The 15073-nt window shown below is 37.8% G+C and carries 14 protein-coding genes; 8 read left to right on the forward strand and 6 right to left on the reverse strand.

Annotation, left to right across the window (positions count from 1 at the left end; all coding sequences use genetic code 11):
• Window positions 1-8: 8 nt before the first annotated feature.
• Window positions 9-866: a peptide chain release factor N(5)-glutamine methyltransferase gene (gene prmC, locus ADIARSV_RS14645; RefSeq protein ID WP_016196363.1), complete on the forward strand. Its 858-nt coding sequence runs from the start codon at window positions 9-11 to the stop codon at window positions 864-866.
• Window positions 867-871: 5 nt separating this feature from the next.
• Here prmC and ADIARSV_RS14650 read toward each other — a convergent pair whose 3' ends face one another.
• The 6 genes from ADIARSV_RS14650 to ADIARSV_RS14675 form a co-directional block, all read right to left on the reverse strand.
• Window positions 872-1066: a hypothetical protein gene (locus ADIARSV_RS14650; protein ID WP_040300219.1), complete on the reverse strand. Its 195-nt coding sequence runs from the start codon at window positions 1064-1066 to the stop codon at window positions 872-874.
• Between the two features lie 192 nt (window positions 1067-1258).
• Window positions 1259-1795: a DinB family protein gene (locus ADIARSV_RS14655; protein WP_016196365.1), complete on the reverse strand. Its 537-nt coding sequence runs from the start codon at window positions 1793-1795 to the stop codon at window positions 1259-1261.
• A gap of 142 nt (window positions 1796-1937) precedes the next feature.
• Window positions 1938-2909: an NAD(P)H-quinone oxidoreductase gene (locus ADIARSV_RS14660; RefSeq protein ID WP_016196366.1), complete on the reverse strand. Its 972-nt coding sequence runs from the start codon at window positions 2907-2909 to the stop codon at window positions 1938-1940.
• Window positions 2910-2919: 10 nt separating this feature from the next.
• Entirely contained in the window at window positions 2920-4944 is a 2025-nt protein-coding gene (locus tag ADIARSV_RS14665) for an alpha/beta hydrolase family protein (RefSeq protein WP_016196367.1), read from the reverse strand.
• Window positions 4945-4965: 21 nt separating this feature from the next.
• Window positions 4966-5355 (reverse strand): methylglyoxal synthase, encoded by a 390-nt coding sequence (locus tag ADIARSV_RS14670; RefSeq protein WP_200864761.1) that lies wholly within the window; start codon window positions 5353-5355, stop codon window positions 4966-4968.
• A gap of 27 nt (window positions 5356-5382) precedes the next feature.
• Window positions 5383-6615 carry a nucleoside recognition domain-containing protein gene (locus tag ADIARSV_RS14675; RefSeq protein ID WP_040300221.1) on the reverse strand — a complete coding sequence of 411 codons (1233 nt, stop codon included), beginning with the start codon at window positions 6613-6615 and terminating at the stop codon, window positions 5383-5385.
• 348 nt (window positions 6616-6963) lie between these two features.
• Between ADIARSV_RS14675 and ADIARSV_RS14680 the strand changes: the two genes are divergently transcribed.
• The 7 genes from ADIARSV_RS14680 to phoU all read left to right on the forward strand — a co-directional run bounded on the left by ADIARSV_RS14680 (window position 6964) and on the right by phoU (window position 14941).
• A complete protein-coding gene (locus ADIARSV_RS14680) occupies window positions 6964-8871 on the forward strand; it encodes a DUF4914 family protein (RefSeq protein WP_016196370.1) in 1908 nt (635 codons plus the stop codon).
• Between the two features lie 555 nt (window positions 8872-9426).
• On the forward strand, window positions 9427-10512 hold the full coding sequence (locus tag ADIARSV_RS14685; RefSeq protein WP_016196371.1) for a fatty acid desaturase family protein: 1086 nt from the start codon (window positions 9427-9429) through the stop codon (window positions 10510-10512).
• A 227-nt stretch (window positions 10513-10739) separates the two neighbouring features.
• Window positions 10740-11732 carry a PstS family phosphate ABC transporter substrate-binding protein gene (locus tag ADIARSV_RS14690; RefSeq protein WP_152439903.1) on the forward strand — a complete coding sequence of 331 codons (993 nt, stop codon included), beginning with the start codon at window positions 10740-10742 and terminating at the stop codon, window positions 11730-11732.
• A 1-nt stretch (window position 11733) separates the two neighbouring features.
• Window positions 11734-12621 (forward strand): phosphate ABC transporter permease subunit PstC, encoded by an 888-nt coding sequence (gene pstC, locus ADIARSV_RS14695; protein ID WP_040300223.1) that lies wholly within the window; start codon window positions 11734-11736, stop codon window positions 12619-12621.
• Window positions 12614-13474: a phosphate ABC transporter permease PstA gene (gene pstA, locus ADIARSV_RS14700; protein WP_016196374.1), complete on the forward strand. Its 861-nt coding sequence runs from the start codon at window positions 12614-12616 to the stop codon at window positions 13472-13474. The genes pstC and pstA overlap by 8 nt, the downstream gene beginning before the upstream one ends.
• Window positions 13450-14244: a phosphate ABC transporter ATP-binding protein PstB gene (gene pstB / locus ADIARSV_RS14705; protein WP_016196375.1), complete on the forward strand. Its 795-nt coding sequence runs from the start codon at window positions 13450-13452 to the stop codon at window positions 14242-14244. Before pstA ends, pstB begins: the two co-directional genes overlap by 25 nt.
• Window positions 14245-14284: 40 nt before the next feature.
• Window positions 14285-14941, forward strand: a complete 657-nt coding sequence (gene phoU / locus ADIARSV_RS14710) for a phosphate signaling complex protein PhoU (protein ID WP_016196376.1) — start codon at window positions 14285-14287, stop codon at window positions 14939-14941.
• Window positions 14942-15073 lie beyond the last annotated feature (132 nt).

A 15073-nucleotide genomic window follows, 5' to 3' on the forward strand; every position in this document is an offset into this window, starting at 1 on the left:
CGCTTGATATGCAAACAGGGGAAATAGAAACAATTTTTGTTCAATCATTAAACGGTATGTACGACGATAATGAGTCCAAAGCCCTTGCATCCATTGCTATTCAGGAAATCTGCCATCTAAGCTATGGGCAGCTTATGCTGCATAAACAAATCCTAATTTCGCCCGATCATCATGCAGAAATTCTCCATATTCTTGATGAACTAAAGAAAGGCATTCCCTTACAGTATATCTTGCAGATTGCTGATTTTTATGGACACCGTTTCATCGTTAAACCTGGTGTTTTGATACCTCGCCCTGAAACCGAAGAGCTGGTAGACTGGATTTTAAAGGAAATTCAATTCCGTAAATGGACTAACTTCAAATTAGTAGATATCGGCACCGGAACAGGCTGTATTCCAATAAGCATAAAGATTAAAAATCCGCACAGCAGTATACTGGGAATTGATATTTCAGATGTAGCATTGGAAATTGCCAGACAAAATGCAATAGCATTAAATGCTGATATTCAATTCCTTAAAGTCGATATACTAAATGAAAATATCAATTTTGAACCTCAATCATTTGATATCATTGTAAGCAATCCACCCTATATCACAACATCCGAAAAAAGCTCCATGCACATGAATGTCATTCAAAATGAACCACACATTGCTCTTTTTGTAACTGACGAAGATCCATTATTATTTTACCGCAGCATTATTCAATTTGCGCTACAGTATCTGAAACCTACAGGATTGTTGTTTTTTGAAATTAATGAACATCTGGGAGATGAAACGATCCAATTATTGAAGCAGTATAATTTCACAGCGGTGCTAAGAAAGGATATTTCAGGGAAAGATCGGATGATAAAAGCTCAAATAAGCTAAACGATTTAATTTACTTCTCTTATTTCTTCCCAATACATGCTTTCCAGGTAATCCTGTCTTTGGATTGCTAGTTTACAACGCTCTCTTTCAAGAAAACTCTTCAATTGATTCTCATCCTTCATGTTATCCACTGTCAGGTATGCAATAACACTCCCGTTTTGCACATTAAGAAATCTGAAATGTTTTGATTTACTCTTCATGGCGATATTATTAATTGTTTAAAATTAGCAAGCAAAAATATATCTGCCTGCTTAAATCATTAATCTATCATCAAGGTATATTGAGATAACACATTCAATTTAAATAATGTTATCAACAACTGTGATTATCTTTACTTTACATAGAATCAATGTCCACTAATTCACACAATGTACGAAAAAACGGACAAATTTTCACACAGCTAATTCATCTAAATAATTTGAAAGTAGCGGAAGATGAATCACATTACTATGCAGAACTGATTCCATAGACCAAAATGATCCAGCTAATTTAAAGATTTTAAAAAGTTGAGTCGACTCATGAAGCAGAAAAAACTCAGACCATTGGTCTATTGTCATTCTACCCAAAACTTCGTGAATCCCAATACGGGCGAAATCTTCTGATGGAATGGCTTGTAAAAAACCACACAATTCATCCCTCACCCGATACATTTCGTGCAGTAAGGAACCAGTTGATTTCGCACAAGTAAATCTAAACTCAGGATCCCGATCTGGCTTATAGACCTCAAAATAAGGATTTATATCCTGTATAATCATATGAAGCCTGTTCATAAACACATGATGATACCGTGTTAAATAAGCGATGGTTTCATGTATCGAGAATTTATCCGGATTGAGCCTTCGGTATATAGCTTCCGGTGGAAGATCATCGATATAATTTTTAATCGTTTTATGTTGATTACAAAAACGCTCTATGGTTTGCTGATACATAGTTTTAAGAATAACTTAGGTCTTATCTATTTTTACAAAATTTATAACGCATAATATATGCCATATATTTTACCAAAAATAAAACCACCCTGTTAAATTCTTACATCCTTACCGTTAAGCTTTTAACCACCCTTCAAATAGGCTAAGAAACCCGTAATACTATTTTACCAATATGTTTGCTACTTTCTAAAACAGCATGAGCATCAGCCGCTTCATCCAGTGGAAAAACTGCGAAAATTACGGGTCTGAAAGTCCTGTCACGAAGCAAAGGCCATACCTTAAGTTCTATTTCTTTCGCCAGAGCCGCTTTAAAAGAAGTGTCCCTACCACGCAATGTACTTCCCGTAATAACCAGTCGTTTTTTCATAACCTGCATTATATCGATCTCTACTTTCGATCCTTTCATTGCATTTATAAAAACAAGACGGCCATCATCATTTAAAAGCTGCAAATTTTTACTCATATAATCACCGCCAATCATGTCCAGAATCACATCAAATTTCAGGTCACTCAACACAGTAGAAAAATCTGCCTCTTTATAATTGACGCAAATCTCAGCACCAAGTTGTTCACAAAAAGCACATTTTTCCGCTGTTCCTGCTGTAGCATATACCTTGGCACCCATAGCAACAGCCAGCTGTATAGCAGTAATACCTATTCCACTACTTCCACCATGAACCAGAAAATGCTCATTTTCCAGCAGTTTCCCGCGTTGAAATACATTCTGCCACACCGTAAATACAGTTTCTGGTAGAGATGCAGCCTCTTCAAAACTCCAGCCATCCGGAACAGGCAGACAGACCTCAGCGTCGGCCACCACATATTCGGCATAACCACCACCAACTAACAGCACACATACGGCATCGCCAACAACCCATCTGCTCACACGCGCCCCACAAGACTCAATAATCCCCGAAACTTCCATTCCTGGAATGTCAACTGGCGCACCGGGAGGAGCAGGGTAGAGCCCCTTCCTTTGCATCACGTCAGGCCAATTCATACCCGCAGCAACTACTTTTATTAAAACTTGATTATCAGCACAGACAGGCAATGGTCTTTCGGCCACCTGTAGAACCTCTGGCTCACCTGGCTTAGTAATGACTACAGCTTTCATTTTCCTAAAATTATAGTGTTTCTTTAAGCCACTTAAAAAACTCGGTTTGCCATACCAGCGCATTTTGCGCACTCACTACCCAATGATTTTCATCAGGCAAATAGAGCAAACGACTTTTAATTCCTTTAAGCTGAGCCAACTGAAACGCCTCAAGTCCTTGTTCAATAGGCACTCTATAATCTTTTCCTCCCTGAACAATCATAATAGGTGTATTCCACTTACCTGCATATTCAATAGGACTGAATGTCTTGTATCCTTCAGGTACATTAGCACCCCAGTATGGGCCCCCTATATCCTTATTGGCAAACCATAATTCTTCTGTCGTTCCATACCAGCTTCTCAGGTCAAAAAGCCCATCATGTGCTATAAACGTTTTAAATCTTTTTTCATGGATCCCGGCAAGCATATATACCGAATAGCCTCCATAACTAGCACCTACAGCACCTAGTCTATCCTTATCTACATAAGGCTCTTTGGCTATATCATCAATTGCAGCAAGATAATCGCGCATAGGTTGTCCGCCCCAATCCCCACTAATTTGTTTGTTCCATTCCACACCATAACCCGGCATACCTCTTCGGTTCGGAGCAATAATAATATAACCGTTTGCTGCCATCAACTGAAAGTTCCACCTGAAAGAATAGAATTGACTAAGAGCCGATTGTGGTCCCCCCTGACAATATAATAGAGTAGGGTACTTTTTAGAAGGATCAAAATCAGGCGGATAGATTACCCAGGCAAGCATATCCTTGTTATCGGAAGTACGTATTGTCCTTTCAGTAATCTTACCCATGGCTAGCTTATCATAAACCGCCTTATTAACTGTTGTTACAGCTGCAAGCAACCCAGTCTTCAGATTTAATTTAAACAGTTCTGAAGCATGATTCATGTCCTCCTTGCTCAGTACCAGCTGATTGCCTGATTGACCAATGATTGACGTAATATCAAATTGCCCCTTCGTTACTTGTTTCAATGACTTTGCAGATGCGGCATCCACCTTACTTATTTCAAATAACTGTTCTGTTCCCTTTATCGCCGCTAAAAAATAAATCTTCGTTCCCTTTTGATCCCATTTAAAGGAAGCAACTGTACCGTCCCAATCCTTTGTTACATTGACTGTACTTTTACTCTTGAAATCATATACAAGCAGATCGTTTTTATCCGATTCATTACCATCTTCCGACATGCTCAACCAGCTTATTTTGGAACCAGCTTTATTGAACTCCGGACTAGTATCATATCCTTTTAAGTTTGGAGTTAAATTTACTGTATTTCCTGCCGCAATCGAATACAGATATAAATCAGTATTGGTACTCTGGGCATATTCCTTTCCCACTTTCTTTTTTGATACATAAACAATTGACTTGCTATCCGGACTCCATATCGCGTCTTCAGAACCTCCAAAAGGCATTTGAGGACAATCATGAGGCTCATTAGGCATAATATCAACAGGACTACCTATTTTCCCCTCAGCGTAATCAGCAACGAAAATATGCTGATACTTACCATCTTCCCATGTATCCCAATGCCTGTAATTCAAATCGTCAAACACATAAGCATTCGACTTTTTCAGTTCAGGATAACGGTCCGGACTGTGGACTTTAGAAATTAAAACCTCTTTTGAAAATAAGATATGTTTACCATCGGGAGAGATCCTGAGGTTGCTTAACTCTGATTCAGAACTAGTCAGCTGAGATTTAGATCCACCATCACTGTTCATCACCCAGATTTGTCCTTTATACAAATACGTAATTTTTCCAGACGCATCATCAACAGCAATCGCACTTTTGGCACCTTCTTCTCCATTTAATTCAACAGCAGGTCCACCAGAAAAAGGAATCCGATATAATTTTTTATTGCTTTTGTTCTCCTCAATATTATAATGAGTCACCCCATATAAGATACTTTCACCGTTATCTGATACCAATTCACCAGATACCCTACCTAAACCCCACAACAATTCAGGAGTCATTCGCTCTTGAGCAATTGCAGCATGAGATGCCATAATAATACTCATTATAACTAATTTTTTCATTTTAAGTATTTAATACACCCCTTAAAGTGTGCTTTCTTTCTCTTCTATAATTCCAAGGAGAAGGTATCTCGCTGAAGCCGGATTTGTAGCCAAGGGAACGTTATGTACATCACAAACCCGCAATAACATTTGAATATCAGGCTCATGCGGATGCATACCTAAAGGATCTCTGAAAAAAATAATAGCATTCAATTTTCCTTCCGCAGCCATAGCTGCAATCTGAGCATCACCACCAGCCGGACCACTTAATTTTCGGGTCACATCCAATCCGGTTGCCTGAATTCTGGATCCCGTGGTTCCAGTAGCAAACAGGTTCATTGGTTTTAAAATATCATGATATGCTGTAACAAAAGCCACCATTTCATCTTTTTTACCATCATGAGCAATAAGAGCAATCGTTTTTTGAGACATAATTTTAATCTGTTTATAAATCAAGGTCTATTTAAAAAATATGTAGCCGATAAAGATAGCAGCTATAAGTCCTACTAAATCAGCAATTAATCCACATGCAAGCGCATATCTGGGTCTTTTAATGTTCACAGACCCAAAGTATACGGCAAGAACATAAAATGTAGTTTCTGTCGATCCCTGAATAATACTAGCCAGGCGACCTTGAAATGAATCCGGTCCGTAAGTAGTCATCACATCAACCATAAGACCACGGGCACCACTGCCACTCAATGATTTCATGATCCCTACAGGAAGGGCAGGAACAAAAGCAGTATCCAAACCACATGCTGCCACAACAGTACCAATACTGTTGACCAGGTAGTCCATACAGCCAGTAGCCCTGAACGCACTGATAGCAACCAGAATAGCAATTAAAAAAGGAATGATCATCACCGATGTTGTGAATCCCTCTTTAGCACCATCAATAAAAGATTCATATACATTGATCTTCTTCAGAGCTCCATATCCAATGAATAAAGCGATGATAGAAAAGATCACAATACCCCCTAACAGGCTGGTGTACGTTTGAATTTGTGCTGGAGGCATTCCTCCAAGCCAAAAGTACAAACCTGCCATCAAGGCAATGAACCCGCCGATAAAAGTTAATATAGGCAGTTTAAAGAGGTTTATTTTTTGATACATAGCCACCGCTATCATTCCCGAAACAAAGGAAATAAACGTACCTATAAGAGAAGGAATAAAAATGTCCGCAGGATTTGCAGCACCATTTGCCATCCTTAACGCAATGACTGAAGTGGGTATAATGGTTAATCCGGCGGTATTCAACACCAAAAACATGATTTGGGCATCACTTGCTGTATCCTTATCCGGATTAAGCTCCTGAAGTTCTTTCATGGCCTTAAGTCCCATTGGTGTAGCCGCATTATCCAATCCCAGCATGTTAGCCGAAAAATTCATAATGACCGATCCTGAAGCAGGGTGGCCTTTAGGTATTCCAGGAAATAACTTGCTAAAAAAAGGACTCGCTGCTTTGGCAAACTTGTTGATCATGCCTGCTCTTTCACCAATTTTAAGAATTCCAAGCCAAAAAGACATGATCCCAATAAGTCCTATTGAAATCTCAGCACCAGTTTTTGCACTATCAAACATTCCATTCATTACGAGAGTAAATACTGTCGTATCTCCAAAGAATATCATTTTTATCAGTGCAACAACAAAAGATATTATAAAAAAAGCAATCCAGACGTAATTGAGGGCCATATAAAATAAAAATTCACATTTTAAACGGTTAAATCTACTAAATTTCCAATCATTCTATTAAATATTGTCATACTTTTACTGCGAAGCGCTAAAAATTAAAAGAAATCCAATTCTTACATAAATTTCAAATAAATTTACGGATGAGCAATAGAATACTATTAATTATCCGAACTAATATTTAAAATGTTCATAATATAAGAGCCAGGTCTATTGCGATATTTATCAAAAATAATACAGTTTCTCATTGAAATTACATCAAATAATGACCTGCGTCATTTGCTAACCAGCAAAGAATAGTTACACTTGTATTATAAAACATGGTTAGTTTATTAACCTGTGATAACGCATATGGAAAAATCCCTATTTAAAAAGTTTATTCTACCCCCAGAGCTCGAGCGGATTGTAGAAAACAAAGAAGTTATCCTTGCAGAAAGCAGAGAGGACCTTAGCGATTTATCTCTAGGAAGAATTGAAGGAAATACTTTTGAAGTTGCATACGATACTCCAGGAATTGGAAGAGTTGTTGAAGCTACAGTAATTCGTTGCAAGAATGGAATATCAGTTAATTATGCCGATCCATATCTACGACGAAGAGATCCTGATTGCATGGTAATTGCGGATCACAGACCCACTGATAAACCAAAATTTATAGATAAATACGGTACTGAGTTCACAGATTTACGTAAGGCAACTTTCGATTGGCTCGAAGAACAAGACGAACTAATCATTGTTCCTTTTATGTCAGGCGGCGATGAAACAGGTTATCCATCTTTACTTGTTGCTCCCGCTAATGCAGGTTTCTTTGCTGCAGGTTTAGCAGATTTACAGGGATTTATTCCAAGAAGTAAGATACCTCAGGATTTCACTCCACGTGCAGTAATTTATCTTGCACCACCATTCAGACATACGCATTTTAATGGAAAACAAGTAGTTGTTCACAACAGGTTAGATAAAATGCATGAAATGTTTGCATACAATCTATATCCCGGACCAAGTGCTAAAAAAGGCATCTATGCTGTATTGCTTGATATAGGCGAAGAAGAGGGATGGACAACACTTCATGCCTCTGCTGTAAAAATCACCACTCCTTACGAGAACGTATTCACCATCATGCATGAAGGTGCTAGTGGAAGCGGAAAAAGTGAAATGACAGGTGCTATACAAAGAGAACAAGATGGCAGGGTATTATTAGGTACTAACATTAAAAGTAACGAGAAATACTACCTTGATATTAAAGATTCATCCGAATTACAGCCGGTTACTGATGATATGGCAATCGCTCTTCCAAGTTTTCAAAATGGAAAGAAGCTTGTTATAAAAGATGCTGAACATGGCTGGTTCTTAAGAATCAATCACATTACAGAATATGGCACTGATCCAGCTATAGAGCGTGCAACCATACATCCTAAGGAACCATTAGTGTTTTTTAACATCGATGGAAAACCGGATGCTACCTGCTTAATCTGGGAACATACACTGGATGCTCCAGGAAAACCATGTACAAATCCAAGAGTAATCTTACCTCGTAAATTTGTTCCAAATACTGTTGATGAACCAGTTGAAGTTGATATCCGTAGCTTTGGAATAAGATGTCCTCCTAGTACAAGGGAAAACCCTAACTATGGTATCATCGGAATCTTCCATGTATTACCTCCTGCTTTGGCTTGGATCTGGAGACTTGTTGCTCCACGTGGACATGCTAACCCAAGTATTGTAAGTGCTGAAGGAATGATTAGTGAGGGCGTAGGTTCTTACTGGCCTTTTTGTACCGGACGTCGTGTTGATCAGGCAAACATATTGTTAGAGCAGATCTTGAACACTCCACTAACCCGTTATATTCTAATCCCCAATCAGCATATTGGTGCTTACGAAGTTGGGTTCATGGGTCAATGGATTGCAAGGGAATACATTTCACTAAGAGGAAATGTGAGTTTCAAAAAAGAACCATTAGTTCCTTCAAGATCTCCATTATTAGGCTATGCGCTTGAATCTTTGAAAATTGACGGTCAGGTGATTCCTAAACATTTCTTACAGGTTGAGTTACAAAAAGATAATGGTATTGAAGGTTATGACGCAGGTGCTAAACTTTTAACAGACTTCTTTAAGGTGACTTTGGAACAATATTTAGTTCCTGACTTGCATCCTTTAGGAAGAAAGATCATTGAAACTTGTTTAAACGATGGTACACTGAATGATTATGTTGATTTAATTCAATATCCTATAGAAAGTAAAATTAAAGAAGGTCCTATAGCTTAATTAATAGCTAAATATGGGATTCCATATATAAGATCATTTAATCCCCCTTAAGCATAATAGTGGTAAGGGGGATTTTTTTTACTATAATCTAACTACCTGGAATGCCCCTAATTGGAGCATGCTGTATGATGTCCGGTCTTTTGCTTCGTTGCTCCTTCGATACTGCACCTTTGGTCGTTCGACTTCAGGCGAACAACCAAGCCACAGTAAAGCATGATAGAAGCTGCAATGCTCGATCAGGTATCCTACATTACTCCTGAATAGTATAAACTTGCCATCTTCATTTTAAGAAACAGACAAAGATATTCTGATACTTAATTATAATTTCGCAACACTTCGCAATTATTTAATAAATAATTCACATTTTTGTCATAATAATTAAAAAGAGTTAGCGTTAACATTTTAGAAGAGCAAAACTATACGTGCTAATCTTTTTTTACGCAACGCGTACGTATCAAGCGATTCGTATATTAGCTCCATCATTTTAAGGCAGACACCTGATTTTTTTTGAAACATCTGGTTTGTTAGCAAAATTCCGCAAACAGTAAAAATCAAATGAATCAAAAATTAAAGTTCTCCAGTAACTCAAAATCTCAATTTCTTTCTACCGTACGCAAAAGAGTTGATAGCTATTTTAAAGAAAATAAAATAGGCCGAAATGCAAATAGTGCCATGTGGTTCAAAACATTTGTATTTCTTAGCGGATACATCACACTTTACTTGCTGATCATTTTAAATATTTTCAGTCCCCCTGTCATGCTCCTCCTTTGTGTGCTACTAGGAGTTTGTTGTGCATTTGTAGGATTTAATATTTGTCATGATGCTATTCATGGCTCATTTTCCGGCAACAAAACAGTTAATAAAGTATTTAGCTTCCTGTTTAATTTTGTTGGCGCCAACCCCTATGTGTGGAGTATAACGCACAATATTGTGCATCATACCTATACCAATATACCGGGACACGATGAAGATATAGAAGTAGCGCCCGGACTTATACGCATCTCAGAGGAAGAAGAAGTAAATAGCATCCAACGTTTCCAGCATCTTTACGCACTTCCTTTATATAGCCTGGCTTCCATTTCATGGGTATTCAGAAAAGACTTTAAAAAGTTTTTCCAGGCAAAAATAGGGGAGCACGTAATGATTCATCCCCGGGTAGAGTATTTCAATCTTTTCTTTTATAAGGCTGCTTATTATTTCATGTTTATCATCTTGCCACTGCTTGTGCTGGATGTAACCTGGTGGCAATTCATTATTGGCTTTTTAGCACTTCATTTAGCTGAAGGTTTAACAATGGGGTTAGTTTTCCAGCTGGCGCATGTGGTAGAAGGCACCCTTTTTCCTGTACCGGATGCTAGCGGCAATATGGAAGAAGCGTGGGCCGAACATCAGATGCATACCACTGCTAATTTTGCCACAAACAGTAAATTGGCTGCTTTCTTTTTAGGCGGTTTGAACCGGCAGATTGAGCATCACTTATTTCCTAAAGTTTGCCATATTCATTATGGGCCTATTTCTGCAATTGTTAAAAAGACTGCAAAGGAGTTTAACCTGCCTTATATCGAAAGTAAGACTTTTATTTCTGCGCTCCGCTCACATTTGTTTATGCTTAAAAAGTTCGGGAAACAAGCGGTAGCCTAAATTGGCACATCATCCCAACATGAAGTTTATGTTAAGCTTAGGTTAATAAATTGTGCTTCATTTATCACTATGCCTCATCTTAAGCAGGTTATACCCCTAATTTTCAAATTAACATTCCAATTCCTTACGGGATGGACCTTGCAAAGTTGTTTCGGCATCTACCTTCCATGTATTCTAAGTACATTTGCACACAGCAAGGGCATCTGCTTCAAGAAAAACTTATAATAATGATGAACAAGTTTAGATTTGAATATTGTTTATTGATAGGTACACTCTTTTTGTGTTCATGTTTTAAAGAATATAAGGGGAAAATTAATATTGATGGATCCAGTACTGTTTATCCATTAACTGAGGCTGTAGCAGAAGAGTATAGAAAGGTTGATCCTGACATTAGGGTTACCGTAGGGATTTCAGGAACCGGTGGAGGATTTAAAAAGTTCTTACGAGGCGAAACTGATATCAGCAATGCCTCACGTCCTATCAGTAAAAGCGAATTAGAAATAAGTAGACAAAACGGCATTGAGTTTATAGAAATACCTGTATCTTATGATGGTATGGCAATAGTAGTAAGTCCTAAAAACACTTTTGTTGATTATTTTACGGTAGATGAATTGAAAACAATGTGGTCTCCGGAAAGCCAGGGTAAAATCAATACATGGAAACAGGTGAGGGCTTCATGGCCTGATACTCCACTGAAGTTATATGGTGCGGGAACTTCTTCCGGAACGTATGATTATTTCACTGAAGCCATAAATGGTAAAGCAAAAGCATCAAGGGGGGATTATACAGCTAGTGAGGATGATAATGTTTTGGTACAGGGTGTATCTTCTGATGTGAATGGAATGGGTTACTTTGGACTTGCCTATTATATCGAAAATAAAAATAAGCTTAGATTGGTTCCGGTTAAATTAACAGCAGATGCTAAAGCTATTTTGCCTAGTGAAAAAACAGTTCAAGACGGTACTTATCAGCCTTTATCCCGGCCTGAATTTATTTATGTCAATGTGAAGTCTGCTTCTAAACCTTTTGTAAAAGATTTTATTAAGTTTTATTTAGCGCATGCAGCTCCCTTAGCTACAGAAATTGGCTCTGTTCCATTACCTACTGAAGTGTATCAACTATCCTATAAAAGATTCTTGAAACATACAACGGGATCTATGTTTGAAAACAAGTCCACTGTTGGCGTTAATCTATTTAAACTATTATCAGATAAAAATTAAAATGTCGGGCATAAAATTCAAGTCGGAAAAAGTAATAGAACTTGTCATGCTGTTATGCAGCTTAGTTTCTGTGATCACGACCATAGGTATTATCCTGGTGTTATCCATTGACACCTTTAAATTCTTTCAGGAAGTTTCTTTGTTCGACTTTCTTACCGATACACAATGGACACCTCTTTTTGAAGACAAACATTTTGGAATACTATCCCTGCTTTCAGGCACTTTGCTCACTACGACAATTGCCGTCATTATTGCCGTACCGGTGGGGATCACCATTGCCGTTTACCTGAATGAATATGCATCCAAAAAGTTTACATATCTCGTTAAGCCATTGCTAGAAATTCTGGCCGCCATACCTACCGTAATCTATGGTTTTTTTGCCTTGCAGTTTGTGACCCCTTTGCTTCAAAAGTTCATTCCGGGTCTATCTGGTTTTAATGCTTTGTCCCCAGGTATTGTGATGGGTGTAATGATCATCCCTTATATTACTTCTTTAAGTGAAGATGCTTTAAGGGCAGTTCCTAAATCGTTAAGAGAAGCTTCATACGGATTAGGTGCAAACCGTTTTCAAACCGCATTTAGTGTACTGGTTCCAGCAGCCAACTCCGGAATTATCGTATCCGTGATCCTGGCTATCTCCAGAGCTTTAGGGGAAACCATGATTGTAGCTATAGCAGCGGGACAGGAACCAAAACTCACATTTAACCCATTGGAATCAGTGGAAACGATTACGACCTATATTGTGCAGGTCAGTATGGGCGATGTTCCACAGGATTCAATGGAGTACAGGACAATTTTTGCAGCAGGTATCACACTTTTTATGTTTACCTTTTTGCTCAATAACATCAGTTTTTGGATAAGAAAAAAATACGAGCAACGTTATGAATAAAGAACTATTTTCCGCCAATGTGAAAGATAAAGTCTTTAAGATCTTTGCTATTACCTGTACAGGTATGGCACTATTGACCCTTTTAATCTTAATTGTTGATATTCTGATTAAAGGTCTTTCCAGAATAAACTGGTCATTTTTTGTTAACCTTCCATCCAGGCATCCTGAACAATCAGGAATCTACACGGCATTGGCAGGTATGGTTAGTTTGTTATTTATTACCTTAATCATTGCCTTGCCCATAGGTATACTTTCAGGAATTTACCTGCAGGAGTATGGCAAACGAAATAAACTGGCTAAATTTATAGAAATTAACATTTCAAATTTAGCGGGAGTACCTTCCGTTATATATGGGATCCTTGGTTTGGAGTTATTTGTGCGGATGGCTGGCTTTGGAAACAGCATCCTTTCAGGAGCATTGACCTTAGCTTTATTGATTATGCCAGTGATCATCGTTTCAACAAGGGAAGCGATTAAAGCGGTGCCCGACACGATGAGGGAAGCGGCATTCGGATTGGGGGCTACTAAATTGCAAACCATTTGGCGGGTTGTATTGCCAGCCTCTTTTGGGGGAATCCTTACAGGAGTCATATTATCCATTTCGCGTGCGATTGGCGAAACGGCTCCATTAATTGTGGTAGGAGCATTAGCGTATGTTCCATTTATTCCTGAAGGACCTATGGATCAGTACACTTCATTGCCAATCCAAATATTTAACTGGACATCCCGGCCACAACAGGGTTTTATTGATAACGCAGCTGCAGGTATTATTGTATTACTTGTATTTACATTTTTATTAAACGGCATAGCCGTAGTATTAAGAAATAGATGGTACAGAAAAACGACAGCTTAGCAAAGCAAAATTATGGAATGTATAAACTGAGGGCAAAAGACCTGAATTTATATTACGGTAAAAAACAGGCATTAAAAGATGTTACTATCAATATTACAGCGAATACGGTAACTGCTTTTATTGGCCCATCCGGTTGTGGCAAGTCGACCTTTCTACGTTGTTTCAACAGGATGAATGATCTTATTCCCGATGTTACCATCAAGGGCGAAGTGATGATTGATGATGTTGATATTTATAAAAATATCATTGATGTATATGCTTACCGGAAACAAATTGGGATGGTATTTCAGAAACCGAATCCTTTTCCTAAATCTATATTTGAAAATGTAGCGTTTGGATTAAGGATCAATGGAGAGAAATCTAAATCGGTATTGGACGAAACGGTTGAAAATGCATTGAAACAAGCGGCATTGTGGGATGAGGTGAAAGACAATCTTCAAAAATCCGCAATGGCTTTATCTGGTGGTCAGCAACAAAGACTTTGTATCGCCCGTGCTATTGCAGTACAACCATCTGTTTTATTAATGGATGAACCTGCTTCAGCTTTGGATCCTATTTCAACTGCTAAAATTGAAGAATTGATATATGAGCTAAAAAATAAGTTTACGATCGTAATTGTGACTCATAACATGCAACAAGCTGCCCGTATCAGTGATAAAACCGCTTTCTTCTATCTGGGTGAATTAATAGAGTATGATAATACAGATAAGATCTTTACTAATCCGACTAAGAATGCGACACAAAACTATATTACAGGAAGATTTGGGTAGTTAAAAAAACCTGAACTCATCTATATAAACCTATTACACTATGACACATTTAGAATCTGAACTTAAGTCATTAAAAAAAGATACCACAGAAATGTGGGAGCTTGTTATTAGCCAACTAGAAAAAGCATATCACTCACTTAAAACTTTTGACAAGGATTTTTCCAGGGAAGTTGTGGCGAATGAGAAAAGGGTCAATTCCATGGAGCTTAAAATTGACCGGGATTGTGAGAATATTATTGCGCTGTATAGTCCGGTGGCCATTGATTTAAGATTTGTATTGGCGACTTTAAAAATAAATAATAACCTGGAGCGGATCGGTGACATTGCCGAGAGTATTGCCAAATATATCATCAGTGAAAAGGAGCCATTTGATGCAGAATTATTAAAATCTACTGAGTTTCTTGAAATGTACCAGGGCGCGCATAATATCGTACGGGATGTACTTCTTTCCTTTGAAAGAGAAGATACCAAATTGGCCAGAAGTATCTTTAAAAAAGATGAGGTCCTTGATGACATTAATGGAGACGTCAATGATAATATAGTCGCTTTTATAAGTAAGTATCCAACTAAAATGGAACAAGCTTTAAACGTTCATTCTATAATACGTAAGCTGGAACGGGTAGGGGATCAAAGTAAGAACATAGCGGAAGAAATAATTTTTTATATGGAAGCTAAAGTTTTAAAGCATCGAAAATAATTTATTTTTATAATTTATAGGTGATACCTCTTTTAGGGTACCTTGGCAAGCAATAAAATGGCGTTTTATCTGCAAAACATAAAATAATTCAGAAATAGTACATGATATTTGATTGAATAAAATTATTTTAGC

This window comes from Arcticibacter svalbardensis MN12-7, assembly GCF_000403135.1.
GTDB classification, from domain to species: Bacteria; Bacteroidota; Bacteroidia; order Sphingobacteriales; family Sphingobacteriaceae; genus Arcticibacter; species Arcticibacter svalbardensis.